Genomic DNA, 25943 nt, shown 5'->3' on the forward strand with positions numbered 1-25943 from the left:
ATACCGTCCTTCACTAAGTATCCAAGGATTGCTAATGGTTCCATCAAGTCAAATGACCCCATCGGTGGATGGGGTCATTATTGTTTGGAAGTTTTCATTTCATTCAACATAGAAGACAGGACGAGGAACCGTTCGCGGTCGTTCTCATCGAGTGCTTCATCCACTCTTCTCATTAACATTTCCAATGACATGGTTGCAGCGCTTTCTTCCAGTAGCTGTTCCGCAATTTTCCGGTCTCGTTCACTGACCTGCAAATCATCGGGAAGGTACGGGTTCTCTTCCCGCACCATCGCATATTGAGGGCACGCATGACTGTTTGGAAAGTTTAATTGAATAAACATTTTTTCTTCCGGATGGAGACGTAAATCATGAAACGACTTCTCGGCATCAGCCGTCATCAAGTTTCCTTTATAGAAACGAAACGGAATACTTTCTGAATTAGTCGTGGAGATCACCATTGCTCTTGGACAATAATGTGCTTCGTCAGTAAAGTGGACGTTTTGAAGAAGCTGTTCATGGCTTAGAAGATAATTCAAAATCCAAACACATTCCCGGCGCTTTAATTTGTAGCGCTTTAGAAACCACCGTACAAAATCCTTTTTGGCAGCGACAGGAATCATGGCTGTCATATCACACCTCCTCGTCATTTGACAATTCAAGAAATGCGTCCCATTCATCATGGTGTTCGATTGCTACTAGTTGCTTTACTATTTCGATGGCTTCGCTCCGTTTTCCTTCTTCTAAAAGGAAATGTGCGTATCGATCAAGAAAAATCGGATCATCTTTCATTCCAACATATGCCTCACTATAAGATACGTATGCATCATCGAATTGTTCCACCCGCTCCAAAGCATATGCTTTGAAAGCTGTTAACATCGGCAGATCCATTTGTGCTTCGTCCGTTTCGGCCAATAGTGAAAGAAGTTCTTCATCTTTTTCTTGCTCGTTGTATAAAGAAGCTAAAGCGATTAGCGCATCGATATATTCCGGGTCTAACGCTAAGGCTTCACTAAGGTGCTCTTCCGCTTCATCAGTCTTTCCAAGTTTCAATGCGGATTTTCCTGCTGCCAATCTCAATTCTTTATCATATTCATCTCTAGTGATACCTCGTACAAATAATTCATACGCCTTCTCATCGTCACCTAACCTGGCAAAAGATTGACCTGCCAGCATGTAGGCAGAGAAATAGTCAGGATCGAGCTCAAGTAATTGTTCCATCAATTGAGTGGACCGTTTTGGCTGATCTGCTTGGAAATAAGCGAAGGCCGCCCCGAATAGATCATCAGGTGCCGATAAATCTTTTAGCAGCTGTTCATAATAGGGAATCGCTTCTTCATATGCAGCACCGGCACTATAGGTTTCAGCCAATCTGGAAACGATACGGATTCCACCGATATCGTTGACCCCTTCGTCATTCAATTCAGAATAGAGGGATGCCGCCTCGACATATTTCCCGCCGTCCAATAATAATTCAGCGTAGGCAAAACGAAGTACCGGTTCCTCCGGCATAAGGGCTAATGCCTCTTTCACTTTCATCACCGCGGCTTCGGACATGCCAGACATTTGGTAGTAATCCGCTAGAGACAATAAGGCTTGGACATATTCATCCTCATCGGGTGTGATAGAAGTTAAAAGTAATAACGCCTCATCTTCCTCACCCATTTCCAAGAGTGTTTCCGCCCGGTCGATTTTCAATTGCCCTTCTTCAGGCATCAGTTGAAGTAATTCTTCGTATAATGTATCAGCCAATTGCACATATCCATAGTCCATCATCATCCCAGCCAAATCATAAAGATTTTCTGGTTCCTCGGTTCCTTGCTGAAACATACTGATTATCTGTTCAACCTGCAGTCGCAGATCTTCTAGATTGCCTTCTCTGGCTGCCTGCATTAAATTCTCTAACTGACCCATATTTTCACCTGTTCTTTCGCTTTGTATACATGCGGGACATCGCACTTTTTAGGAACGGCCGGACAATCGATATAAGTCATCAAAGAAGTTTGGATAAGAGACCGCGATGCAAGAAGGATCCTCAATTTGAACCGGACCTTCCGAAACAAGAGCAGCAATGGCCGACATCATGCCAATACGGTGATCGCCATAGGATTGAAGTGTTGCCCCAGACAACTTGCTCGGTCCTGTAATGATCATGCCGTCTTCCGTTTCCTCGACTGTGGCTCCAAGCTTCTTCAGTTCGGAGGTGACGGCTGCAATCCGATCCGTTTCTTTTACACGCAATTCTTCTGCGTCTTTGATAACTGTCTTGCCAGTTGCTTGTGTCGCCATCAAAGCAATAATCGGCAATTCATCGATTAATCGGGGAATCATGTCTCCTCCGATTTCTGTGCCATGAAGTTTGGCGCTTTTCACAGTGACCGTTCCGTACGGTTCACCATTTTCCCCTTTTTGGTCAACAATTTCAACTGTCGCGCCCATCTGTCTCATCACATCTATCATTCCTGTGCGGGATGGATTTAAACCGACGTTGATGAAAGTTATCTCACTTTCCGGAACAATCGCAGCAGCGGCCATGAAGAATGCAGCAGACGAAATATCACCAGGAACGATAACATCACAACTTTTCAATGCTTGCTTGCCTTTTAATCGTATTTCATTGTCATTCGTCCCAATCTCTGCTCCGAACTGGCGCAGCATCCGTTCTGTATGATCCCGTGAACCTGTCTTTTCAATTACACTTGTTTCACCTTCAGCTTGTAGCGCTCCAAATAAAATGCCTGACTTCACTTGAGCACTTGCGATTGGCATTTCATACTGTATGCTTTTCAACTGATGGCCAGTAATTGTCAAAGGCAAATAATTTGCGTCTCCTTCCCCTGTAATGCGTGCCCCCATTTTTTCGAGTGGTGCAATCACTCTTTTCATCGGGCGCTTTGATAAATAGGCATCCCCGGTCAAAGTCGATTCCACTTTTGATCCTGCCAATATTCCAAGCATAAGACGGGCGGTCGTTCCTGAATTCCCTGCATAGAGCGGGCCGTCCGGTGTTTTCCAGCCGTCAATACCTGGGCTGTCGATGGAGACCTGGTCCCCTTCCCTTTCGATCGTTACCCCTAATTTACGGAAAATATCAATTGTGCAGAGACAGTCTTCTCCAGGGAGAAAACCAGATATTGTTGTTTTGCCAGCTGCAATTGATCCTAACATGACAGCACGATGGGAAATCGATTTATCTCCCGGTACCTTCAGTTCTCCACGTAACGTTGGATTCGTGAACTCTACTGTTTTCGTCTCCATAATGACGACCCCTCTTCTCAAATGATATGCATGCTATAATCTGTTGCTTTTGAAAGTACTTGTCTCGCTTTCTTTCGATCTTCCGCTGTTTGGAAACTGACGACTAATATACCGTACACGTCCGTCCGGGTCTCGACAATCCGAATATTCGTCAAACTGATCCGCTCGTCTGCAAGGATTTTAGTGATCTCCGAAATCACACCTGGATGATCAGGCACATCGATATGCAGATCAAACGGCATGTATAAGGCACCTTGAACTGCACCTTCCTTTGTAGAAGGCAAATGATCCCGATATTGTTTTGCTTCTGCAAAAAAATCAAAAATTCGTTCGGGTTCATTTGAAGTTAGCATGGACCGTACATTTTCCATTTCTTTCATCCAGCCATCGAGCTGATGTAAAAGCTCATCCCTATTCTGTATTGTGATATCTCTCCACATAATTGGATCTGCGGAAGCAATTCTCGTCAAATCTCTAAAGCCGCCTGCCGCCAAATTTTTCACAAAAGGTTGTCCTGCTTCCTGTTTTGCAAGCAACCCAACCATCGATGAGGCAACAATATGTGGGAAATGACTGACAATAGCCGTCATCCGATCATGCTGTTCCGCTTCGAGCACAACGACTTTTCCTTTGGTCGATGCTAAGATATCCTTCAGGGATTCCACTTTGGATGAATCCGTGGCCTCACGCGGAGTCAGTATATAATAGGCATTTTCAAATAAATGTGCTTTTGCTGCACTCACGCCACTTTTATGCGAGCCTGCCATCGGGTGCCCCCCGATGACTACAATGCCTCTATCTTCTAATTCTTTTGCCGCTTCCATGATTGGGAATTTCGTGCTCCCTGTATCAGTGATGATGACGTTTTCCTTAAATCCCCAATTTCTCGCTTCCTTCATCATCGAAACAGTAGTATTTACCGGTGTTGCGAAAAAGACAAAATCCGCTTGTTCGCAAGCGGACTCGGCAGATGGTGCGATCATATCAATAATTCCTCGACGATAGGCTTCATCTGCGGTTTTATACGAACGGTCAAACCCGGTAATATATAGATCCGGATTCCTTTTCATGGCCAATCCCAGTGATCCTCCGATCAGCCCTAAACCAATGATTGCAATGTTACGCTTCATGAGAACCACCTTTTTTCAGGAGCTCATCGAATGCCTCAAAAAACCCGTCATTTTGTTGTTCGGTGCCAATCGTCACTCTTATATATCCAGGAGTGCCAAGTGCATTGCCGCTCCGGACAATATAACCTTGCTGCAGAAGGAATTCGGATGCTTCATCTGCATCTACCGGCACTTGCATCAATACGAAGTTGGTTTGAGAATCAAACATGTGAAGACCATGTTGTTCCGCGAATTTAGCAAAGCGGTTCCTCTGTTGATCATTTAATGAACGGCATGTATCAATAAATTCTTCATCCAGTACCGCCACTTCAGCTACTGCTACTGCAAGCGAGTTATTGTTGAATGGATTTCTCACTTTATTTAACGGCGTTACAACTGCCGGATCTGCGATTCCATAGCCAAGACGCATAGAAGCAAGACCATATGCTTTTGAAAAAGTGCGCAGCACAATAATATTTTTATATTGCTCTAGCAATGAGATCGAATCGACATGTTGCTCATCCGTAATATATTCAAAATAGGCTTCATCCAAAACGACGAGCACATCTTCCGGCACTTTCTTCAAGAAATCTGCAACTTTGTCTGCAGGCATTAGATTTCCTGTCGGATTGTTTGGATTACAAATCCAGATGACTGCCGTGTCTTTCGTAACAGCATCCAAAAAAGCATCCAAATCATGCTGTCCATCTAGCAATGGGATTTCGGTTAGGGACGCCCCTTCGATTTTGGCATTGTGAGCATACTGGGGAAATGTTGGTGTTGCCATAATCGTATGTTTACCTTCATCCAATAAAGCTCTACAAATAATCGAAATGATTTCATCCGAACCATTGCCGAATAGGATGGACTCTTCAGATACACCATGTTTTTCCGCCAGCGTTTTGCGCAGGCGACTGGAATGGCCATCAGGATAGATTTCATATTGAAGCGGAGTTTGGTCCAAGTAATCCAAAACTTGCTGAGACGTGCCATAAGGGTTTTCATTGGACGCCAGTTTCACTATATTGGTCAGTCCATACGCACGTTTCACTTCATCAATTGATCTTCCCGGTTTATACGGTCTCATCTCTTCCAATACTGTCTTCCACTTCATATGTATCCCTCCAGTTAATTCGTCTGTAAATCCGGACGAAGCTTAATTGCATCATTATGATAAATATGCCGGATGTCTTTTTGAGGTGTTTCCAAATTGACATTCATCAATATTCTGATACATTGCGGCATAGAGCCTGGCACGTCCATTTCATGCGTACACATGACAGGGACGTATTTCCATCCATCGATCGATCGTATCGCCTTTGCCGGAAATACGGATTTTATATCTGGCGTCGTGGAAACAATGACGGATACAATATCTTCCGGTGGGAACTGATTCGCATTCGCCATTTCTAGAGCAAGTGCTTCTGTCTCTTTTAATATCGCATTTATATCATCGCAATGAACTGTTGTAGCTCCTCTGACTCCTCTAACTGTCATTCCTGCCTGCCCCCGTTCTATTCTTCAACTCTTCAAATACCAACTCGCATTCTTCTGCTGCAATAGGTTTTACATACGGTTTGCCAATTTCCTGAAGAAGTACGAAGTTCAACTGACCGTATGTTGCTTTTTTATCTTTCGCCATATAGTCCATGAATTGTGTAAAAGGATGCTGATGGATTGGTTCGAACGTGTAACCGTTACGTTGTGCAAATTCGATCAGACGATCCGCCATGCCAGCCGGCTGTAACCCATGACGCTCGCTAAGGATTAGACTGTACGCCATGCCGATCATGACACATTCCCCGTGGCTCAGCCCGCCGAAGCCGCAAACTGCCTCCACGCCATGGCCGAATGTATGGCCGAAGTTCAAAAACTTTCTCGTTGAATGCTCAAACTGGTCTTCCTCCACAATGTTTGCTTTCACTTCGATCCCTTTCATCAATTCAACAGAAAGCCATTCTGCCGAAGGGGAAACAAACTGTGGGTTCTCCAGAAGCTCTTCCGACCACGAAGCATTAGAAATGAGGGCGTGCTTGAGCAATTCCGCCATGCCCGAACGGATTTCCCTTGCAGGCAATGTTTGCAAAATCGGTGTGTGGAACAAGACGGCTGCCGGCTGGTGGAATGACCCAACCATGTTCTTTCCTTCCGGCATATTGATGGCCGTCTTCCCTCCAACCGCACTGTCATGCGCCAAAATGGTTGTTGGACATTGAATATAAGCAATACCACGCATGAAAGTGGCAGCGACAAAACCAGTCAAATCTCCGCAAGCCCCTCCGCCAAACGCAATCAGCAGAGAATTCCGGGTAAAGTGATTTTGGAGCAAGAAGCTATGGCAATCAAAAAAGACAGCCGGCGTTTTGCTCGCCTCCCCTTCCGGAATAATCTTGACGACGGGGTTCACTCCTAAAGAATGAATGGCGGCTGTTAATTTCTGCAAGTGAAGGCCCGCCACTTTTTCATCGGCAATGATGCCGATCTGATCCGCTTTTTTCAGTTGATCGGCATATGTCGTAGCTAACAGATCATAGGCTTGCTCACTAATATGAACGTCATATAGATGTCCAGGAATTTTAACTGTTAATTTCCCCATATTAAAACCCCTTTACATATTCTCTGTACTCGTCCAGCTCTTTCTTGAGCCCTTCCATTGTGAATGAACGGAATTCTTCCATAATCGCTTTCGCTAATTCCGTTGCGATTACATGCTCTGCTACGACAGATGCAGCAGGAACTGCACAAGGATCAGAACGCTCAATTGTCGCGACAAACGGCTCTTTCGTTTCAATATCGACACTTTCAAGCGGTTTATATAATGTCGGAATTGGCTTCATCACGCCACGAATGACGATCGGCATGCCAGTGGACATTCCGCCTTCCAAGCCGCCAAGACGATTAGATTTTCGGTAGTATCCCTCTTCCTCACTCCATGCGATTTCATCATGCACTTCACTTCCTGGGATTTTCGCCATTTCGAAACCGAGACCGATTTCGACCCCTTTGAACGCATTGATGCTCATCATCGCACCGGCCAGCTTGCCATCCAACTTCCTGTCGAATTGCACATAGCTTCCGATTCCAGGAGGACAGCCCTCGATGATTACCTCAACGACACCGCCAAGTGTATCTCCGCGTTCTTTAATGGAATCAATTGCTTCCACCATCTTGATAGAAGCCGCTGGGTCTGCGCAGTAAACTGGATCATTTTCAACAATTTCACGGAGTTTATCAGCAGAAAGACCGGCATAAGCAGCAGGATTCGTAGTAACACCACCAATTTCAGTCACATGCGAAACGGTATGTATCCCGAGTTCACTTAAAAATTGTTTAGCGACTGCTCCGACAGCTACGCGCATCGTCGTTTCACGGGCAGATGAGCGTTCCAAGACATTCCGCAAGTCCCGATGTCCGTATTTCATACCGCCAACAAGATCCGCATGGCCAGGGCGCGGCCGGGTGATACGGCGTTTAATATCACGCGGGTCCACATCTTCAGGCAAAGGCTCGATGCCCATAATGCCCGTCCAATGCTTCCAGTCATCATTCACGACCGTCAATGTGACAGGTGAACCAAGCGTCTTCCCATGACGCACGCCTGATGAGATAACGACTTTATCTTTTTCTATTTGCATTCTGCGGCCGCGGCCATGCCCGCCTTGCCGCCTCTTCAATTCTTTATTGATCATTTCTTCATGCAATTCCATTTGGGCAGGAAGCCCTTCAATGATGGCCGTCAATTGCGGACCATGTGATTCACCAGCAGTAAAAAATCTCATTTCCAAATTCCTCCTCAGCTAATCTAATCTCTGGATGATACAGTATCCGTTTATAGCACTTTACCAAACGAAAGGTTTTTTGACTATAGGCTATTATAAAAAAATATCCGGAAGAGTCCGGATAGGATGATATATTTTGAAGAAACTGAGCCATTTCGACCTTTTATATTTTCTTGTAGAAAAACGTATCTTCCGATTCAAAATGGTATTTCGAAGGATTGAATATTTGTTCCGTACTTCCAACAAAGAGAATGCCGCCTGGCCGCAAAGCTTTGGAAAAGTTCATATAGATTTGATCCTTTGCTTCTTCCGTAAAGTAAATCATGACATTTCGACAGACAATCAAATCAAAATCAGAGCCGTATGTATCATTCAATAAATTATGTTGTTTGAAGGTGACCGTCCGTTTGATTTCATCTTTGACTTGATAATATTGTCCTTCATTCACAAAATAATTTTGCAGAACCGGTTTAGGCACCTCTTTCAGCGAGCGATCGGAGTACAGACCGACTTTTGCTCGTTCCAGCACACCTTTATCCAAATCCGTTGCAAGAATGGAAATATCAGAACGCGGAACATGGCCGGACATGACCATCGCCAGCGAATACGGTTCTTCACCGGTAGAACAAGCTGCACTCCAAATCTTCAATTTCTTTTTATCTTGCAAGAGCATGGGAATGATCTTCTTATCCAGCACGTCCCATCTCTGCCCATTCCGATAAAACTCAGAAACATTGATGGTCATGCGATCCAGAAACTCATCCAGCAGCACATGATCCGTATGTATGGCTTGATAATAGTCGGAGAAATTCCGAAAACCTTTCTTCTCGTATAGCGAGGTGAGCCTTCTCTTCATCTGCGCCTCTTTATATAACGACAGATCAATGCCTGTCTTTCGTTTGATGTTCTTGATGAACTCATCATAATCCGCCAACTGAGACCCTCCGTTCATAAGTTGTACCTATTATATCGAAAAAGACGCCCGATATGTAGCAAATATTATTTATTTTATTGAAATGTTAACGCATGTGTCTAAACTTTTAACAGGTTTTATTTGTGCTAGGTGGTGGGAGCTGAACTGGGTGCAGCTATTTGCTGAAAGAAACTCCGGGTTACCGTGGTGTGCGCCAAATAAAGGAGAAATGGCGCCAAATTATGTTGGCAATGCGCCAAAATAATCTGGATAGTCGCCAAATACTGATGGAATGCGCCAAATAAATCGGATAGACGCCAAATAGTGTTGGCGATGCGCCAAAATACTCTGAGATCACTAGGGATGGAATCCCAATATGAGGATTAATTAACTGAGTTGGCTGGCGATAAGTGATTGATTGAAATGAGTTACAGTATTTTCCACCGAACGCCAGTTAAAGGAACGAACACCAGATTATCTCGCTGAACGCCAGATTATCTCGCTGAACGCCAGTTAAACGAAATGAACGCCAGATTATCTCGCTGAACGCCAGTAAAGCGAAACGAACGCCAGATTATCTCGCTGAACGCCAGTTAAACGAAACGAACGCCAGATTATCCCGCTGAACGCCAGTTAAACGAAATGAACGCCAGATTATCTCGCTGAACGCCAGTTAAACGAAACGAACGCCAGACTATCCCGCTGAACGCCAGTATAGCGAGACGAACGCCAATAACTCGAGTTGAACGCCATTAACTCCGGCTGAACGCCAATAAAGCGAAACGAACGTCAGAATAGAACAACCATCACCCCCCGATATACCTCGCACATACACTAGATCCATCGCCCGCCTCAAAATCGAGTAATCAAAAAAACAGCCATAGCGCAATAAGCGCGAGGCTGTTTTAGAAGAGTAATTAGTTGATCCAGCTAGTCATGGATTTGTCGTAAGAAACTAGCTCTTCGTCTTTGAAGAACAAGCCGATTTCACGGACAGCAGATTCTGGTGAATCAGAACCGTGGATGATGTTTTTGCCGACTGTTACTGCGAAGTCGCCGCGAACTGTTCCTGGTGCAGATTCTTTCGGGTTTGTAGCACCCATCATAAGACGAGCTGTAGAGATGACGTTTTCGCCTTCCCATACCATTGCGAAAACTGGGCCAGAAGTGATGAAGTCAACTAGTTCGCCGAAGAATGGGCGCTCTTTGTGTTCTCCGTAATGTTGTTCAGCAAGCTCTTGTGAAATTTGCATAAGTTTACCGCCGACCAATGTGAAGCCTTTCTTTTCGAAACGGCTGACGATTTCACCGATTAGATTACGTTGTACGCCATCAGGCTTAACCATTAAAAATGTTCTTTCCATTGATAACACTCCTTTGTGTATGTATCGGATTTTCTCCTTACTGATCGTACCACCACGATCACAATCTTTCAACTGCCAGCATAATTGTCAATAATTTCTCTTTCCTATGAAGGCGGCGATTTGAAGCAAAGCTTTCTTGGCATCCCCGTCTGGCAATGCTTCCAGCTCAGCTACAGCCTTCGATAGATACCTATCGCTGATGGCTTGCGCTTTCTCGATTGCTCCGGAATTTCGGATATAAGAAAGCATTTCGCCTCGTTCAGGTTCGGTCAACGAGCCGTCAAACGATTTCAGCATATATGGTTTGAAATCCGGATCATCTTTTATGTATAGGATCGGCAAGGTGACATGGCCGTTCATCAGGTCGCTTCCGGCCGGTTTGCCCAGCTGCTCGTCGGTAGCGGTGATGTCCAGAATGTCATCTACGATTTGATAGGCCATCCCGGCAAAGTAGCCGAAACGGCGCATTTTCCTTACGAGAGAAGAATCCGCACCAGACACGAGCGCCCCCAATTCACAACTTGAGGAGAGCAGCAGTGCTGTTTTCCTTTTGATGCGTCGCAAATAGTCACGCAATGATTGATCTAATTTTTGCTGGTAATCAATTTGAATGATCTCGCCTTTGCAAATTTCCAGCATCGTTTCGGCCAACAGACGGTGTACGCCTGCATGCTCGATTTCACCGATGGAAATGAGCGCTTTTGAAAAGATGAAATCTCCAGTGTACATGGCGATCCGATTATCCCATTTAGATTTCACCGTCTCAAAACCGCGTCGCATGTCGGAATTATCAATGACATCGTCATGGACAAGCGAGGCCATATGAATCAACTCAAGTGAAACGGCCACTTTTGAAACACGCTCCAATGAGTAATCGCCGAATTTGGATGCAAGGATGACAAAAATCGGCCGGATTCGCTTGCCACCTGCCCGTAACAGGTGGAGGGACGCTTGCCTGATAATCGGCGAAGAGGAATCGACGGATTTCTCAAGTTCCTTTTCTATATAAGCGAGATCCTTCCGGAAGTCTGCATAAAGCGATAATAACTTCAATTTCTCCAAAACGATTACCTTCCCTGCACTCATTATTTATAGGCGATATGTCCTGCAGCGGCACCACCGCTATATTTTTTATATGAAACTTCCCTAAATCCGGCATCGACAAATAGCTGTGCAAGCTCTTTTACGCCCGGGAAATCATCTGCCGACTCCTGCAGCCATGAGTATTCATTGTAGCTTTTCGCGAACAATTTGCCGAGCATCGGCATGATCGCTTTAAAATAAAATCGGAATACTTGGCGGTATACCGGAATTTCGGACTGTGACGTCTCCAGGCATGCTGCCATGCCGCCGGGTTTCAGCACACGTCTCATTTCGGCCAGCACCGTTGGATAATCAGGCACATTGCGCAAACCGAATCCAATTGTCACATAATCGAAAGTATTATCGGGAAAAGGCAGCTGCATTGCGTTGCCATGCAGCAATTGGATCGTTGGATAATGATCTACTTTCGGTTTGGCATTTGCCAGCATGCCTTCACTGAAATCCAAACCGATGACTTGTCCGTTCGGACCCGCCGCCTCTGCTAAGGCAATGGTCCAGTCAGCTGTACCGCAGCAAACATCTAAAGCCGCGGAGCCCGGTTCAACATTCATGCGTGCCATGATGTCCTGGCGCCATTTTTTATGTTGGTTGAAACTAATGACCGAATTCATCTTGTCATATTCGCCCGAAATTTTTTCAAATACATGATGCACTTTTTGTTCCTTTGATGTCGTCACTCGTCATTCATCTCCTATTCGAATCGGCATGCTCAGCGAAAGGAATTATCATTTCGGTTATTTTATTTTTTAAGGATATGGAGAGGAAAGATGCATTTTCCAGCGCTTGCTCTGCCCGTTGAATCAATTCACTATAGGCACGCTCCATATCCGGCTCATGTATATTTTGGCCGATTACCCGTTCCTGAACACCGACTGTTCCGCTTAGTCGCTCTCCAATCCATACTAGCGGCAAGACCAATTTTGCGATTTCCATATATGCAGTAAAACCATATCGTTGATAAAAATCAATTATACAACCCGCTTCAATGATTGCGATCTTGTGGATCACTTGATCCGAGCCGACGGGCGGTTTTTTCATCATATTCGTCTTCGTTTCATTAATCAGGCCGATTGTACCAGACAACGATCTAATAAACGGAAAATCCGGAAGTGATGCAAGTAAACGGTAATAGATGCCGCTAAAATGATCTCCGGAAAGCACGAGCAGCTGCTGGCTTTTCGGCGTCGCATCCATAACATCAATCCGATCGTGTACATCAAATGCTGCATGGACCGCTCCTACCGCAATTGCCGATGTTTGGAGATGACTGGACCACGCCTCTCCGTTCAACAGAGGGAGCAACAGGAAAAATGCTTTTTTTTCATCTACTATCGTTCCAGAAAAATGTCGATAGACAGTCGGTTCGTAGATGGATTGTTCAACTTCGTTTACATATTCTTTTACATATTGCATGTCTGCTCTTTCCATCTTCGAATCTCCATTCATAGACGGTCGTGCGAATCAGTCAAGTCTAATTCACTCTTTCCCCTCACTGGATACAACTCCGTGTGCTGAATGAATTTCGGCTTTCCCGCGAATTTTCATTGCCGACGTATGTTCGGTGAATTGTGCAATCATCACTTCACCTTTGTCGAGTTTCTCCGTATGGTGAAACTTCGTATCGTTCCCCCTCGTCAGACCAATGACGTTCACACCGTCCTCTTTCGCTTTTATGATAATAAAGTCAGGCTGCGTCATATTACCACTCCCCATTCATGTAAGGTATATCATATCATACAAACAAAGTGTACCGCAAAGGCGTCAAACCGATTTGATCAGTGACAGAATTTCGGCTCTTTTCACATCATCATGTTCGTAAATACCTTTTGCCACGGTCGTAACTGTCTTAGCACCCGGCTTTTTAATGCCGCGCATCGTCATGCACATATGTTCCGCTTCGATAATGACGTACACCCCGATCGGATTCAGCATTTCCATCATAGCGTTTGCCACAGTTGATGTAATTCTTTCCTGGAGCTGCGGTCTTCTGGCTGTCGTTTCTACCGCACGGGCCAGTTTGCTTAACCCTGCGACAACTCCATTTCTAGGTATGTATGCGATATGGGCATGTCCGAAAAACGGAACAAGATGATGCTCGCACATCGAGTGAAAAGGAATGTCTTTCACTAACACGACTTCATCATGGTTTTCATGGAATACAGTTTCAAAATATTGTCTCGGATCTTTATTCAGACCTTCAAAAACTTCGGCATACATTTTGGCCACCCGTTTAGGTGTCTCCAGTAGCCCTTCACGAGAAGGATCTTCACCGATTGCTTCCAGGATCATCGTCACAGCATTTTCTATTTTTTCGTGATCCACTTCCCTCATACTACGCATCCTCCTCAACACAAACTAATACTTCCCTTAAAAGATAGTAGCATACTACCTCATTTCCGTACAGTTCAGGGTTTCATCGAAAATACGAAGACAGACACATAAAAGGAGCCCGTCCTTTTTGCTCGCTGAACGAGCAGAAGGAACGGACTCCTATGTAAACTAAAAGATCACTTTACAGCGTCTTTAAGTGCTTTACCTGCTTTGAATGCAGGAACTTTGCTTGCTGCGATTTCGATTTCTTCACCAGATTGTGGGTTACGGCCTTTACGAGCTGCACGCTCACGCACTTCGAAGTTACCAAAACCGATCAATTGTACCTTATCACCTTTTGCAAGTGCCGATTGGATTGTATCGAATACAGCTTCCACTGCCTTAGTAGCATCCTTTTTCGTCAAACCTGCAGTTTCAGCAACTGAGTTGATCAATTCTGTCTTATTCACTCTATTCACCTCCTCTCAAAGGAAATGTAATTGCTTGTCCAGCTCCAGGTGGCAACTGTAAAGGTCCGTTGACAATAAACATCCGGAATAAAGCGCCTTCAATTTATATAACGCCTGTCACAGCAAAACGCCGCCCTCCGCTTTTCTTTCAACACTGTAAAAAGAGTAACATACTAAAAACCGCGGTGCAACAATATTCTTAGCCTGATCCCGCTACTTTCGGATAAATTGTCCAAAATAGCAAAAAGACCCGTGAGAAACGGATCTTTTTACATCATTTTGTATGTTTTTCCCAATTAAAAACGTTAGTATTCAGCATTTTCCTTCATGTTAGACGATAAATGTAATCATGCCCTTGTTTCCATTATTGACCATCTGCTCAATCGTTTCCCGCAGTCGTTTTCTGGCATTAGGCGGAACTGAGGAAGTTTTGAATCGGATGCTTTCCTTCATTACCTCATGGAGAGGGGTTCCAAATAACTGTGTTTGCCACAGGGCATCCCGGTCGTGCAAATAGGCGTTCTTCAGTTCCTTGAGCAAATGATGGCTATGGAACTCAGATCCAATTAACGGGGAGAACTCAGCGTCCATATCTATACGGATAATATGGAGCGAAGGCGCGGATGCTCTCATCCGTACCCCATAGAAATTATCCTGTTTGATCAATTCCGGTGGAGACGGCTGGAAGTCGGCAATGGTTGGTAGCGCAACACCATATCCTGTCTGTTTGGCTGTCTCGATTGCCTCTGCATACATATCGTAAGATTTTTTTGCTTTCACTGCATCCTGCACGAAGACAAGCCAATCCTTTTTCGTTCTCATTTCACGCTGCATAATTGATTCGCAAACTTCTTGGAATGCCTGTTCGTCCATTTCAATGTTAACAGTGGCCCGCCCTTTGCCTGCGTCGACTTCAACCACTTCCGCATGCCGCACATATTTTTCATCTTTCAGCCGTTCCGCCAGTTCTTGTACTTTACGAATCTTCGATACTTCTAGGAACCCTTCATTGATCACATTATCAATAGAGGAATTCAGCTCATGGTCTGCACCGAGCACATCCATCCAATCCGGCTTTTGTAAATCAATATGCGTAATTGGGAACTCGAACAGCGCTTCCTTTAAAATCAGCTGAATCTCCTGGGCATTTAGCTGATCTGCACTAATTGCAATAACAGGAACGCCATGACGTTCAATTAATTGCTCTTTTAGAGCGACCGTCCGGTCATGTGCAGGCATTTTAGAATTCAATACAATGACGAATGGTTTTCCGATATCCTTTAGCTTCGCAACAATCTCTTCTTCTGCGACCTCTGCCGCAGCTCTGGGAATATTATTGACTGTCCCATCCGTTGTCACCAAAATGCCGATTGTTGAATGATCACGTATTACTTTATCCGTACCGATCCGCGCAGCTTCCTCAAATGGAATCGGCTCATTATGCCATGGGGTATGGACGTATTTAGGCCCATCTTCATCCTCATACCCTCTTACGCCATCAATGACATAGCCGACACAATCTGCTAACCTCACTTGAAATGTCAGTTCTCCATCCCCGATTGACACGGCTGTTCCCTGGGCAGGAACGAATTTCGGCTCTGATGTCATAATAATAGGGCCAGGAGAGCTTTGTGGCAACTCATCCTGTGCTCTCGCACGATCACCCGCATCGAGCATGTTCGGTATGACGACTTCTTCCATCACCCTTTTCACAAACGTCGATTTCCCCACACGAACAGGGCCGACCACTCCTATATAGATATCCCCATCCGTACGTCTAGCCAGATTTTCATACAACTCCTCTTTCATACGTAGCCCTCCTTTTTTTGCGCATTCTAGTTTATGTAAAAGAAAAACGTTTCATGCTAAAAGCACGAAACGTTTTATCAACCTATTTTTTTTTGCGCAAAAAGATGACTTGATTCTCTTCATTCACCGTGTATGGAAGCGAGTAGGCAGGCAATATTGGATAATGGTCGGATAACAAATGACGAATATCTTCGCCTGGTTTGACATCCGGTTTTTCATTTTCAATAATACGTCCTAAGTCGATGGAATAGTCGATATAAAAGTTGCCATCCCCTCCGACAACGAGAGGTAATTGCGCATCGGAGTATGGGCTTGGAATTTGAATCGGCTCATCGTAGCCCATCTTTTCATAATCGATTTCGAATACAAATTCTCCTACTTCATCTTTGAAAAAAATTTTACCTAAAATCTGTTTTCGTAAATTCAATTCACGGATTCGTTCCGCTACTCGTAAATCAACCAATTTCACGGTAGGATTCTCTTCCACATCCGTCAGCACATATTGATAGATGCCTCCAACCTCATAGGCATTGGATGGAATTTTCTCCATATAAGCGGGAGCCAGCTTCGAAAATTCAACAGGATACTTGATGTAGAGATCTGTTTCTTGCTCACGTGTCTTAATTGGCAATAATCCACCATTATTATTCTGATAGGATTCTACCGCTTTTTGGACAGACTGCAGCTGCTCCTCGTACGGATTCTCTTTGGCGGCCTTTTCATCTCCAGGATACATACAGCCTGATAATAGTACAGTAACTGTAACGATTGCTGTCAATAGAATCCCTTTTGATAAATTCTTCATCGCGCACCTCCGGTAGGACCGCTGAACACGAGATAAATCATTGCGAAAAATGAGAAGATCAGTAAAGCATACGCTACAATTGCAAATAAAAACTTCAGCAGCCGATTGGAAAGCTTATGACGGCTTACAAAAATGAGACCCATGGAAATGGCCATGAAACCCATTGCATAGAACGACAGCCACATTTTATCCAGTGAGGACAAGGTGATTCATCCTTTCATCCAGTAAAATCTATTTCCCCAATTATTGCGACATCCGAGCTTCACCCGAAAATGTCTTCAATTTCTTGTTTTTTCATCCGGTTCATCAGTTTATCAACCGCTTCTTTAGCCGGAGTATCTTCAAACAGCACTGTATATAAGGCTTCCGTCAACGGCATGGAAACGTCCATTTGCTGCGCCAGCTGATGTGCCGCTTTCGTCGTGCGCACTCCTTCGATAACCATTCCCATACCAGAAGTGACTTCCTCAAGTGTCTTGCCTTCGCCGAGCATATGACCGGCTTTCCAATTTCGTGAATGCACGCTCGTACAGGTGACAATTAAATCGCCAAGCCCTGTCAAGCCAGAGAACGTCAAAGGATTGGCCCCCATCTTGACACCAAGGCGCGTGATTTCTGCCAGCCCTCTTGTTATGAGCGCCGCCTTTGCGTTGTCCCCATAGCCTAAGCCATCAGTGATCCCTGCAGCCAAAGCGATGACATTTTTCAAAGCGGCTCCAAGCTCGACACCGAGCATATCATTATTTGTATAGACCCTGAAATGATGATTCATGAAAAGGTCTTGTACTTTTTCCGCAGCTTCCAGATTATCTGAGGCCGCAGTGACTGTCGTCGGGTGGCGCAAGACCACTTCTTCCGCATGGCTTGGTCCGGATAAAACAACAATCGCCTGCCGATTTTCAGGATTGATTTCTTCTTCAAGCATCTCGGAAATACGCTTTAAGGAGTTCGGCTCAATGCCTTTTGAAACATGAACAAACAATTTAGGTTGTTCCACCATGCCATTAATTTCCTCACAGATTCCGCGTATCCCTTTTGTCGGCACTGCAATAATCAGAATTTCTGCATGGCGGACCGCTTTTTTCAAATCTGAAGTCGCCTGCAATGCTGTGGGCAGAGAAATGCCAGGCACATAGCGCTCATTTGTGTGGCGCTCATTAATTTCAGATGCCTGCTCTTCTCTTCTTGCCCAGATTAAACAATCATGTCCATTATCGGCTAAGACAAAAGCCAGCGCAGTTCCCCAGCTGCCCGCACCGATTACAGAAACTTTTTCCATTCAAACCATCCTCTCAACCATATGAACCATTAGCTTCGTGCTCTTGTAATCAACCGGATCGGAGTACCCTCGAATCCGAATGCTTCCCGAAGCCTATTTTGTAAAAATCGTTCATATGAAAAATGCATCAATTCGGGTTCGTTAACAAAAACGACAAAGGCGGGAGGCTTGACCGCCACTTGTGTCACATAGTAAATACGCAGTCTGCGTCCTTTGTCGGATGGAGCAGGATTCCTGGCAACAGCATCCTCTATTACCTCATTGAGTACGCTGGATTGGATACGAAGTGCATGATTTTCACTAATCAATTTGATCGTATCGAACAAAGTGCGGACACGCTGCTTCGTTTTAGCTGATACATATGCAACTGGCGCGTACTCAAGAAATTGGAACTCTTTTCGGATATCCTCCGTGAAACGGTTCATTGTCTTTTCGTCTTTCTCGACCGCATCCCATTTGTTCACGACAAACATAACACCTTTGCCCGCTTCTTCGGCATAGCCTGCAATACGCTTGTCCTGTTCACGCAATCCTTCCTCGCCATTCAAGACGATCAGGACGACATCCGATCGGTCAATCGCCTTTAAAGCACGCAATACACTGTATTTCTCTGTGCTCTCGTACACTTTACCTTTTTTACGCATGCCTGCCGTATCGATAATCTTATACTTCTGTCCCTCATATTCATACGAAGTATCGATGGCATCACGGGTTGTTCCTGCCACATCACTGACAATGACCCGTTCTTCTCCGAGCAATGCGTTGACAAGGGAGGATTTGCCAACATTCGGCCGCCCAATCAGCGAGAAGCGAATGACATCATCGTCCTCCTGCTCTTCCGATGGATCTGGGAAGCTGGCTGCAACAGCGTCAAGCAAATCCCCAAGACCGATCCCATGAGAACCCGAAATCGGATATGGATCACCAAAGCCTAACGAATAGAAATCATAGATCATTTCCCGCATATCTGGATTGTCGATTTTATTGACAGCCAATACAATAGGTTTTTTCGTCTTATATAACATTTTAGCGACTTGTTCGTCCGCATCTGTTACGCCGTCGCGTCCATTTGTAAGGAAAATGATGACATCTGCCTCGTCAATCGCAATTTCCGCTTGCAGGCGAATTTGCTCTAAGAACGGTTCATCGCCGATATCGATGCCGCCTGTATCAATTAAATTAAATTCATGTGCCAACCAGTCTGCAGAGCTGTAGATACGGTCGCGTGTCACGCCAGACACGTCTTCCACGATTGATATCCGCTCTCCCACTATCCGATTGAAGATTGTCGATTTCCCGACATTTGGTCTGCCGACAATCGCCACTGTTGGTTTCGTCATAATTAAAACATCCTTCCGACTCTATCTCTAGACATTATACAGAAAAAAGATGATGATGCCTATAAAAGCACCATCATCATCCAGAATGTTATTCACATTTTGTGTCCAAATGAGATTTCCATTCGTTATTCTGAGAATTTCTTCAGTTGATCACCGATGACATCACTTAAGGAGAAGCCTGTTTCCTCTTTCATTTCATAATCGCCATATGATTCTTCCTCTTCCTTTTCAATTAAATCTTTAATGCTTAAGGAGAGGCGTTTCTCATCTGCGTTTACATCGAGGACTTTCACTTTCACCTTTTGGCCTTCTTCCAGCACTTCATGCGGTGTACCGATATGCTCGTGTGCAATACGGGAAATATGGACAAGGCCTTCGACGCCAGGCAGTACTTCTACAAACGCACCATAGGAAACGAGACGCTTCACTGTACCTTCAAATACGGTGCCAACTGGAGCCTTCTCCTCAATATCTTCCCAAGGGCCAGGCAGCGTGTCCTTGATGGACAAGGAAATCCGCTCTGAATCACGGTCCACAGAAAGGACCTTGACCTTCACTTTGTCGCCCTCTTTCAATACATCGGATACTTTTTCAATATGCTCATGTGATAGTTGTGAGATATGGACCAATCCATCCACACCGCCGATATCGACGAATGCTCCGAATGAGGCGATTCGCTGAACTGTTCCTTCCAGCACGTCTCCTTCTTTCAGGTCATCGAGCACTTCCTCTTTTTTCTGAGACTTTTCTTCTTGAAGAACTGCGCGATGGGATAGGATCAAACGGTTCTTTTCCTTATCCATTTCAACAATTTTAAACGTCATCGTGCGCCCTTTATAATCGTCAAATGTCTCAACGAAGTGATCCTCCACCAAGGAAGCAGGAATGAATCCTCTGACACCAAGGTCGACAACCAAACCGCCTTTGACGACATCTTTCACTTCTGTTTCGATTGTTTCATTGTTGTTGAATTTTTCCTCAAGATCTCCCCATGCATCTTCCGCATCTACTTTACGCTTGGAAAGTACATAGTTATCCTCTTCCACTTTCGTGATGATGAGTTCAAGTTCATCCCCAACCGAAACAGCATCTCCCGCTTTTTCGATATGAAGACTGGACAACTCGCTGATCGGAATGACGCCATCAAATGGAGCGCCTGAAATTTCTACAGTTACGGATTTATCTTCGATCTTTGTCACCTTGCCAGTGACACGGTCACCCTCTTTGTATCCGTTCATTGCATCCAAATTCATCTCTTCAGTCATATGTAGTCCTCCTCCATAATGAATCCTACTTCTATATTATTCGAATCGGTGAGTAAAAACAAAAAATTACCCTTGCCATTTTATTTATTTTTTTCGAGCAATTGCCGAATCGCATCCATGATCACTTCTGTCACTTCATCGGCAGACGCTTTTCTTTCCCGGTATTCGGTCATATCGAGCGGCTTTCCATAAATAACCTTCAAACGTTTAAACGGCTTGTACGATCCTGCGATAGCGCAAGGGACGACCACTGCATTACCTTTTAATGCGAAGAAGCCGGCGCCTGCTAGCCCTTTGCCAAGTTCACCTGTCTTGCTTCTCGTACCTTCCGGAAACAGACCGACGACTTTCCCTTCTTTCAATAACTTCAATGTCGTCCGAAACGCTTCCCGATCACTCATTCCTCTTTTGACTGGATACGCATTCACGCTTGGAAGAATACTTTTTAAGACAGGGACCTTAAATAATTCTTCCTTCGCCATAAAGTGAACGGTGCGAGGACAAGTGATACCCACAACCGGCGGATCAAAATTATCTATATGATTCGCGCAAAGCAACACCCCGCCCTCGTCTGGAAAATTTTCTTTACCGATCACTTGGATACGGTATAAAGGGAAAAAGATCGTACTAACGAGAAATTTGCCTAAAGGATATAAGTTCATTTCTTCATCCTCTTTTCAGCAAGCCCGATGATCTCTTCTACAACTTCATCGATTGTCATAGAAGTTGTATCAATAACGACGGCGTTTTCTGCCTTTTTGAGCGGGGAGACTTTTCGCTCGCTATCAGCCCTGTCCCGTTCGGCAATCTGCGCCTTCAATTGTTCAACTGGTGTATGGATTCCACGTTTCTCGTCTTCCAGATGGCGACGTAAAGCACGTTCCTCTACAGATGCTGTCATGAATACTTTCAGTTCGGCATCGGGCAACACGGCTGTTCCGATATCCCGTCCATCCATGACAACTCCTGTTGCAAGGGCGAGGTTTCGCTGTTTATCGACCATCAGATGGCGGACATTTTCGTGTGCAGCTACTTCTGATACATTCGCTGTGACCCGAGGGGAACGAATTTCCTCTGTGCAATCCAAGCCGTCGATAAAAACGATCTGGCCAGCAGGAGATGGCTGAAGGCGAATTTCCGTCTGCTCCAAAAGTGAAGTCAGTTCTTGATCGCTAGTAATATTTATGTCATTGACAAGTGCTTTATGTGTTAATGCACGGTACATGGCACCCGTGTCAATGTACGTAAAATTCATTTTTTCTGCTATGCGTTTGGCAATTGTACTCTTCCCTGCAGCTGCAGGTCCGTCAATTGCAATCTTTATCCCTTTTGACATATCTTCTACCCCCGAATTCAATTCGAAAACATTGTAACATAACGAAGTGGGAAAAGTCCCTTCAAAAAGGACTTTCCCCACTGTTTCTTCCAACTCTATAAAGGTTATAATGCTTCTTTCCTTCTTTGCAATTGCCGTTCAAAGCAAAAACGGATAATATGCTGCCGGTCTGCATCCATCGTTTCAACAAATTGCAGCGAAGCCAGCCTTCTGCCGTCTTTTTCCCAAGTTCGGACAGCTATCGCTTCTGCACGCACATAATAGATGTCGTCATTGAGAAAAGGCAGTGCAATAAACAATGAAAGTCGTTGATTTTCTTCAAATTCTTCTTTTTGTCCAAGATGCAATGCAATTCCTCCAGCACTGATATCCTCCGCAACATATTGATCGAAGCCGCGGCCGTCGTTAACTGCTACATCAATTGGAGTTTCCACACGGACGTATTCTCTGCGCTGGATTTTGACCAACTCCTGGTCACCTGGATAGGAGAGCTGCAGCATCGGTATGCCCCGATTCATCCTGCCTTTTACTTCAGTTCGAAAGGCATATGACATTTTATGCTGGTCTACAAAAGTCACTAAGAGCTGGGTTCCATCCATGAAAAAAGCAGTACGGTCTGTTTCCATATGAATCGGATAATCAATCATGAAATAATCCGGTCCCAGGTCAACTACCTTGCTTTTATACTTCTCACTATTCTCCGTAAGATCTTTATCGATAATAATCGATGAACCGATCGAAAGTCTCATTTTCATCAACACCTACCATTTACTCATGCTACTTTTATTATGTCACGGTGAGGTGCGTTTTCCAATGATCAATTGAAGAAAATCAGAAAAGTTTTTCTGTCTTGATGACTTCTTTCGTTTCTGTATCTACTAGAACTTGGTAAGTGCCGATGCCACTTTCGTCTTCCTTCGTGACAGTTAAGAAGTATGCCAGCCTTTGCTTTAGTTGCTCATTTTCAACATATGCCAGTTCTTCTTTTTCTACTTTGACACCGTTATGGAAGAAGGTTTTCCAGTTAATTTTCACGATTGGCTGATCCTCGAGTTTTTCCTTTCGAATATACTCCGCTGCATTTAATCCAACGATTTCGCCAGTATCTTTAGCCGCTTTGATGTGGATGACATCTGAGAATACTTTCGCCTTGTGCAGAGGCTCGACTCTTACATAGACAAAATGCCAGGCATTTGAATTTTCTCTGGCTTCCTCAAATACGACATCCCTGTAGCCCGCCTTTTCAAGAAATTCCTCGGTTCTCTGTTTAATATCATCAAATGAAACAGCAGGTTCTCCGAATGGCCGATCTGCCAAGTAGGATAGAACATGTCCGCCTTTTTCTGTAATGTCAATATAACCGACAGTCTGATTCGATGCAAAACGGATATGATAAAATGGATACGGTGCGCCGGGCTGGCTTTTCTCCACGCCGATCACATCGTTTGTCACCTGCGGAAACACTTGTTTGAATATCGAAACCGCTTCATCTTTTGAAACTTCTGGATCCGTAATGTTTTGCAAGTCCTTTTTCTTCATGGCATCCGACTCGCTCGCTGTTAACGGGAAATCACTCTCTGTATATTGCTTCACTGAATTTCCTTTCTGCGACCAATCAACATCTGAACTCTTCGCATCTAACCGCTCAACCCATTCATTCATGGAATAGCGGCCATCCACCAGACCTGCTGTGGCAACTTGCCAATCCGTAGACATCAGCTGCAGATTTTTCGATGCTTTGCCCATCACCTTTTCAAAATCGCCTGAATTCGACAAACGGTCAGCCTCTTTTGCATAACTGCCGACCCTGCTTAAATAATTGCTCCATGCTGTGGAAAAACTCGCATCCAACGGAAGGGAATCAATCGAGCCACGAATATCAGAAGTCAGTCGCCAAATATCCTCCCGTGCTTTTTTTGAGCCATCGGATTCATTGAAAAGTAGAGACTTTTCTATCGCTATATTCAATTCATCCAGTTTTTCCGAAGCATCCGACATCCGCTTTGCGTACTGCCCGCTTAAAGCAAGAGCGAGTTTGTCATTCTCTTTTGCCTTATCATATGAAAAGACAGCCAAAGCGACGAGCGCAAATGATAATACAAATATTATTTTTTTCATATACTATGCAATTCGCCGAAACACTTGATCTCAGCAATATGCCAAACCTCCTTTAAAATGAAGTGCGATCAGTGACAGAATATATGCAGGCCGATTTTCTTGACTTGCGGCCTGGACCATATCCACTTACTCGTCGCAGTGATCGGGTTGAAGTAATAGATCGAGTTCTCACTCGGATCCCAGCCGTTTAGCGCATCAAGTACAGCTTCCTTTGCCCGTTCATTCGGTGTCAGCCAAATTTGCCCGTCAGAGACAGCTGTAAAGGCTCCCGGCTGGAAGATGACGCCGCCAACTGTGTTCGGAAAATCGGGATGCTCGACACGGTTTAGGATAACTGCCGCCACCGCAACCTGTCCTTCGTAAGGTTCACCTCTGGCTTCTCCGTACACCGCATTAGCCATCAACTTCAAATCTTGCTCTGAGTATTTAGAGGGAAGATGGGCTTGTTCGGTTTTGCCTCCTCCTTGTTTCACTTGCGCGGAAAGCGGGGTCCCTCCGTAATGCGTAAATTGATTACCCTTTGCTAAGTTGTCCATTACAAATTTCTCGTTGTACTCTGAAACAGAAGTAAGTTTCTTTTTCGTGTTCGCTCCTGCTATTCCGTCGATAGGCAGTCCATAGCTATCTTGGAAATTACGGAGCGCCCAATAAGTGCCATAACCAAACTTCCCGTCTATCGTTCCTTTATAAAAGCCGATATACTGAAGCCTGGCTTGTAATTCAATTACATCGTCACCCGTTGAGCCCCTCCCCAAGTCCCGTGCTGTGAACGCGCGAGATGAGTCCATTGATGAACCACAGAGAGCCATGATCAGCATGAAGAGAGCTATAGTTTTTAAAATGCTTTTTTTCACTGGTGATTCCTCCTTTCTGTCAGTGTGGTCCAAAATTAAACAAATTATGAGGGAATAAAAAAAGACCTGATTGTCTGAAGACAACCAGGTTCATTATTAAAGTTGAGCTTTTTTCCGGAACTGCTGCATGGCAAACGTATGAGCGTATTTTACTCTCGTTAAACCGAACCACCAGAGGAACAACATAAACGGAATGATCAAGTATAAGGAAAAATCGTTAACGGCCAGTATGCCATTGTATATGAAGTGAAGCATGAACGGAGCAAACAGTGCAAAGAGCAGCATGCCATTTTTATTGGAACGCGTTGTAAATTTGGCTCTTCCGAAATAATAGCCCATTACTACGCCGAATAACGCATGGCTTGAGACAGGCAATAATGCACGCAAAAAGGCGGTATCCAGACCGAATGTGAGCAAATACAGGATGTTCTCGACAGTCGCAAACCCTAAGGAAACACTCGCCCCATATAAAATGCCGTCATACGCATCTTCAAATTCAACATGCCTGAAGATGGCGATCAGCAAAATCAACCATTTGAAAAATTCCTCAAGCCAACTTGTAAACACCGCATTTCGAATGAATTCATTGGAAAATACATGTTCTTCCTCAAAAACATGCTGCATAAACAGGATCGGGAAAGTCATGACGGCGCCGTATATGAATGTGTGAAATAACGTCTTGGATGGCTCTGTAGCGATTTGTTTACGTAAATAAAGATAACTGAAAAGCGCCAAGCCAGGCGCTATTGCCACAGTAAGCAAAATAATCATGACCGGGCCCCCTTTCCCGCCATTATATCATGTTTCCATTGGAACAAGATGTGTGTTTACAA

Annotated in this window: 28 protein-coding genes; all 28 read right to left on the reverse strand. The window is 44.7% G+C overall.

Going from position 1 to position 25943, the window contains the following annotated elements:
- Positions 1-77: 77 nt before the first annotated feature.
- Positions 78-629, reverse strand: coding sequence for a ReoY family proteolytic degradation factor (locus tag L7D49_RS18640; protein WP_238083740.1), 552 nt, complete (start codon positions 627-629; stop codon positions 78-80).
- A 1-nt stretch (position 630) separates the two neighbouring features.
- The gene (locus L7D49_RS18645; RefSeq protein WP_238083742.1) at positions 631-1911 is read right to left on the reverse strand and encodes a tetratricopeptide repeat protein; all 1281 of its coding nucleotides are present in this window, start codon (positions 1909-1911) and stop codon (positions 631-633) included.
- Between the two features lie 48 nt (positions 1912-1959).
- Positions 1960-3255, reverse strand: coding sequence for a 3-phosphoshikimate 1-carboxyvinyltransferase (gene aroA, locus L7D49_RS18650; RefSeq protein WP_238083745.1), 1296 nt, complete (start codon positions 3253-3255; stop codon positions 1960-1962).
- 17 nt (positions 3256-3272) lie between these two features.
- Positions 3273-4385 carry a prephenate dehydrogenase gene (locus L7D49_RS18655; protein WP_238083748.1) on the reverse strand — a complete coding sequence of 371 codons (1113 nt, stop codon included), beginning with the start codon at positions 4383-4385 and terminating at the stop codon, positions 3273-3275.
- On the reverse strand, positions 4375-5478 hold the full coding sequence (hisC, locus tag L7D49_RS18660; protein ID WP_238083749.1) for a histidinol-phosphate transaminase: 1104 nt from the start codon (positions 5476-5478) through the stop codon (positions 4375-4377). Before hisC ends, L7D49_RS18655 begins: the two co-directional genes overlap by 11 nt.
- A 14-nt stretch (positions 5479-5492) precedes the next feature.
- Positions 5493-5861 (reverse strand): chorismate mutase, encoded by a 369-nt coding sequence (gene aroH / locus L7D49_RS18665; RefSeq protein ID WP_238083751.1) that lies wholly within the window; start codon positions 5859-5861, stop codon positions 5493-5495.
- Complete coding sequence (aroB, locus tag L7D49_RS18670) at positions 5851-6960, reverse strand: 3-dehydroquinate synthase (RefSeq protein WP_238083753.1); 1110 nt, start codon at positions 6958-6960, stop codon at positions 5851-5853. Before aroB ends, aroH begins: the two co-directional genes overlap by 11 nt.
- A gap of 1 nt (position 6961) precedes the next feature.
- Positions 6962-8143, reverse strand: a complete 1182-nt coding sequence (gene aroC / locus L7D49_RS18675) for a chorismate synthase (protein ID WP_238083755.1) — start codon at positions 8141-8143, stop codon at positions 6962-6964.
- Between the two features lie 163 nt (positions 8144-8306).
- Positions 8307-9077 (reverse strand): CheR family methyltransferase, encoded by a 771-nt coding sequence (locus tag L7D49_RS18680; RefSeq protein ID WP_272493185.1) that lies wholly within the window; start codon positions 9075-9077, stop codon positions 8307-8309.
- A gap of 896 nt (positions 9078-9973) precedes the next feature.
- Complete coding sequence (gene ndk, locus L7D49_RS18685; protein WP_238083759.1) at positions 9974-10420, reverse strand: nucleoside-diphosphate kinase; 447 nt, start codon at positions 10418-10420, stop codon at positions 9974-9976.
- Positions 10421-10507: 87 nt separating this feature from the next.
- Positions 10508-11482: a polyprenyl synthetase family protein gene (locus tag L7D49_RS18690; RefSeq protein WP_238083761.1), complete on the reverse strand. Its 975-nt coding sequence runs from the start codon at positions 11480-11482 to the stop codon at positions 10508-10510.
- Between the two features lie 23 nt (positions 11483-11505).
- Entirely contained in the window at positions 11506-12201 is a 696-nt protein-coding gene (locus tag L7D49_RS18695) for a demethylmenaquinone methyltransferase (protein WP_238083763.1), read from the reverse strand.
- Positions 12202-12208: 7 nt separating this feature from the next.
- Entirely contained in the window at positions 12209-12952 is a 744-nt protein-coding gene (locus L7D49_RS18700; protein WP_238083766.1) for a heptaprenyl diphosphate synthase component 1, read from the reverse strand.
- A 48-nt stretch (positions 12953-13000) separates the two neighbouring features.
- A complete protein-coding gene (gene mtrB, locus L7D49_RS18705) occupies positions 13001-13222 on the reverse strand; it encodes a trp RNA-binding attenuation protein MtrB (protein ID WP_238083768.1) in 222 nt (73 codons plus the stop codon).
- 63 nt (positions 13223-13285) lie between these two features.
- A complete protein-coding gene (folE, locus tag L7D49_RS18710; protein WP_238083770.1) occupies positions 13286-13855 on the reverse strand; it encodes a GTP cyclohydrolase I FolE in 570 nt (189 codons plus the stop codon).
- A gap of 176 nt (positions 13856-14031) precedes the next feature.
- Positions 14032-14304, reverse strand: coding sequence for an HU family DNA-binding protein (locus L7D49_RS18715; RefSeq protein WP_184206482.1), 273 nt, complete (start codon positions 14302-14304; stop codon positions 14032-14034).
- A gap of 330 nt (positions 14305-14634) precedes the next feature.
- On the reverse strand, positions 14635-16113 hold the full coding sequence (gene spoIVA, locus L7D49_RS18720; protein WP_238083772.1) for a stage IV sporulation protein A: 1479 nt from the start codon (positions 16111-16113) through the stop codon (positions 14635-14637).
- 82 nt (positions 16114-16195) lie between these two features.
- On the reverse strand, positions 16196-16918 hold the full coding sequence (locus tag L7D49_RS18725) for a hypothetical protein (RefSeq protein WP_238083774.1): 723 nt from the start codon (positions 16916-16918) through the stop codon (positions 16196-16198).
- Complete coding sequence (locus L7D49_RS18730; RefSeq protein ID WP_238083776.1) at positions 16915-17121, reverse strand: DUF2768 domain-containing protein; 207 nt, start codon at positions 17119-17121, stop codon at positions 16915-16917. Before L7D49_RS18730 ends, L7D49_RS18725 begins: the two co-directional genes overlap by 4 nt.
- A 59-nt stretch (positions 17122-17180) precedes the next feature.
- Complete coding sequence (locus tag L7D49_RS18735) at positions 17181-18197, reverse strand: NAD(P)H-dependent glycerol-3-phosphate dehydrogenase (protein WP_238083778.1); 1017 nt, start codon at positions 18195-18197, stop codon at positions 17181-17183.
- Positions 18198-18226: 29 nt separating this feature from the next.
- Entirely contained in the window at positions 18227-19537 is a 1311-nt protein-coding gene (gene der / locus L7D49_RS18740) for a ribosome biogenesis GTPase Der (protein ID WP_238083780.1), read from the reverse strand.
- Positions 19538-19662: 125 nt separating this feature from the next.
- Positions 19663-20802 carry a 30S ribosomal protein S1 gene (gene rpsA, locus L7D49_RS18745; protein WP_238083782.1) on the reverse strand — a complete coding sequence of 380 codons (1140 nt, stop codon included), beginning with the start codon at positions 20800-20802 and terminating at the stop codon, positions 19663-19665.
- Between the two features lie 80 nt (positions 20803-20882).
- Positions 20883-21464, reverse strand: coding sequence for a lysophospholipid acyltransferase family protein (locus tag L7D49_RS18750; RefSeq protein ID WP_238083785.1), 582 nt, complete (start codon positions 21462-21464; stop codon positions 20883-20885).
- Positions 21461-22138, reverse strand: coding sequence for a (d)CMP kinase (cmk, locus tag L7D49_RS18755; RefSeq protein ID WP_238083787.1), 678 nt, complete (start codon positions 22136-22138; stop codon positions 21461-21463). The genes L7D49_RS18750 and cmk overlap by 4 nt, the downstream gene beginning before the upstream one ends.
- A gap of 104 nt (positions 22139-22242) precedes the next feature.
- Positions 22243-22887, reverse strand: a complete 645-nt coding sequence (locus L7D49_RS18760) for a flagellar brake protein (protein ID WP_238083789.1) — start codon at positions 22885-22887, stop codon at positions 22243-22245.
- A gap of 82 nt (positions 22888-22969) precedes the next feature.
- Complete coding sequence (locus tag L7D49_RS18765; RefSeq protein ID WP_238083792.1) at positions 22970-24256, reverse strand: PepSY1/2 domain-containing protein; 1287 nt, start codon at positions 24254-24256, stop codon at positions 22970-22972.
- A 68-nt stretch (positions 24257-24324) separates the two neighbouring features.
- Positions 24325-25065, reverse strand: a complete 741-nt coding sequence (gene sleB / locus L7D49_RS18770) for a spore cortex-lytic enzyme (protein WP_418895911.1) — start codon at positions 25063-25065, stop codon at positions 24325-24327.
- Positions 25066-25206: 141 nt separating this feature from the next.
- The gene (gene prsW, locus L7D49_RS18775) at positions 25207-25881 is read right to left on the reverse strand and encodes a glutamic-type intramembrane protease PrsW (protein WP_238083794.1); all 675 of its coding nucleotides are present in this window, start codon (positions 25879-25881) and stop codon (positions 25207-25209) included.
- Positions 25882-25943: the final 62 nt, after the last annotated feature.

It is taken from the genome of Sporosarcina cyprini, from assembly GCF_022048975.1.
GTDB classification, from domain to species: Bacteria; Bacillota; Bacilli; order Bacillales_A; family Planococcaceae; genus Sporosarcina; species Sporosarcina cyprini.

Bases quoted from the DNA above. Each gene is read 5' to 3' on its own strand.
- L7D49_RS18640 (WP_238083740.1), bottom strand. From the start codon at position 629: ATGACAGCCATGATTCCTGTCGCTGCCAAAAAGGATTTTGTACGGTGG.
- L7D49_RS18645 (WP_238083742.1), bottom strand. From the start codon at position 1,911: ATGGGTCAGTTAGAGAATTTAATGCAGGCAGCCAGAGAAGGCAATCTA.
- aroA (WP_238083745.1), bottom strand. From the start codon at position 3,255: ATGGAGACGAAAACAGTAGAGTTCACGAATCCAACGTTACGTGGAGAA.
- L7D49_RS18655 (WP_238083748.1), bottom strand. From the start codon at position 4,385: ATGAAGCGTAACATTGCAATCATTGGTTTAGGGCTGATCGGAGGATCA.
- hisC (WP_238083749.1), bottom strand. From the start codon at position 5,478: ATGAAGTGGAAGACAGTATTGGAAGAGATGAGACCGTATAAACCGGGA.
- aroH (WP_238083751.1), bottom strand. From the start codon at position 5,861: ATGACAGTTAGAGGAGTCAGAGGAGCTACAACAGTTCATTGCGATGAT.
- aroB (WP_238083753.1), bottom strand. From the start codon at position 6,960: ATGGGGAAATTAACAGTTAAAATTCCTGGACATCTATATGACGTTCAT.
- aroC (WP_238083755.1), bottom strand. From the start codon at position 8,143: ATGAGATTTTTTACTGCTGGTGAATCACATGGTCCGCAATTGACGGCC.
- ndk (WP_238083759.1), bottom strand. From the start codon at position 10,420: ATGGAAAGAACATTTTTAATGGTTAAGCCTGATGGCGTACAACGTAAT.
- L7D49_RS18700 (WP_238083766.1), bottom strand. From the start codon at position 12,952: ATGGAAAGAGCAGACATGCAATATGTAAAAGAATATGTAAACGAAGTT.
- mtrB (WP_238083768.1), bottom strand. From the start codon at position 13,222: ATGACGCAGCCTGACTTTATTATCATAAAAGCGAAAGAGGACGGTGTG.
- folE (WP_238083770.1), bottom strand. From the start codon at position 13,855: ATGAGGGAAGTGGATCACGAAAAAATAGAAAATGCTGTGACGATGATC.
- spoIVA (WP_238083772.1), bottom strand. From the start codon at position 16,113: ATGAAAGAGGAGTTGTATGAAAATCTGGCTAGACGTACGGATGGGGAT.
- L7D49_RS18725 (WP_238083774.1), bottom strand. From the start codon at position 16,918: ATGAAGAATTTATCAAAAGGGATTCTATTGACAGCAATCGTTACAGTT.
- L7D49_RS18735 (WP_238083778.1), bottom strand. From the start codon at position 18,197: ATGGAAAAAGTTTCTGTAATCGGTGCGGGCAGCTGGGGAACTGCGCTG.
- der (WP_238083780.1), bottom strand. From the start codon at position 19,537: ATGACGAAACCAACAGTGGCGATTGTCGGCAGACCAAATGTCGGGAAA.
- rpsA (WP_238083782.1), bottom strand. From the start codon at position 20,802: ATGACTGAAGAGATGAATTTGGATGCAATGAACGGATACAAAGAGGGT.
- L7D49_RS18750 (WP_238083785.1), bottom strand. From the start codon at position 21,464: ATGAACTTATATCCTTTAGGCAAATTTCTCGTTAGTACGATCTTTTTC.
- cmk (WP_238083787.1), bottom strand. From the start codon at position 22,138: ATGTCAAAAGGGATAAAGATTGCAATTGACGGACCTGCAGCTGCAGGG.
- L7D49_RS18760 (WP_238083789.1), bottom strand. From the start codon at position 22,887: ATGAGACTTTCGATCGGTTCATCGATTATTATCGATAAAGATCTTACG.
- L7D49_RS18765 (WP_238083792.1), bottom strand. From the start codon at position 24,256: ATGAAAAAAATAATATTTGTATTATCATTTGCGCTCGTCGCTTTGGCT.
- sleB (WP_418895911.1), bottom strand. From the start codon at position 25,065: ATGGCTCTCTGTGGTTCATCAATGGACTCATCTCGCGCGTTCACAGCA.
- prsW (WP_238083794.1), bottom strand. From the start codon at position 25,881: ATGATTATTTTGCTTACTGTGGCAATAGCGCCTGGCTTGGCGCTTTTC.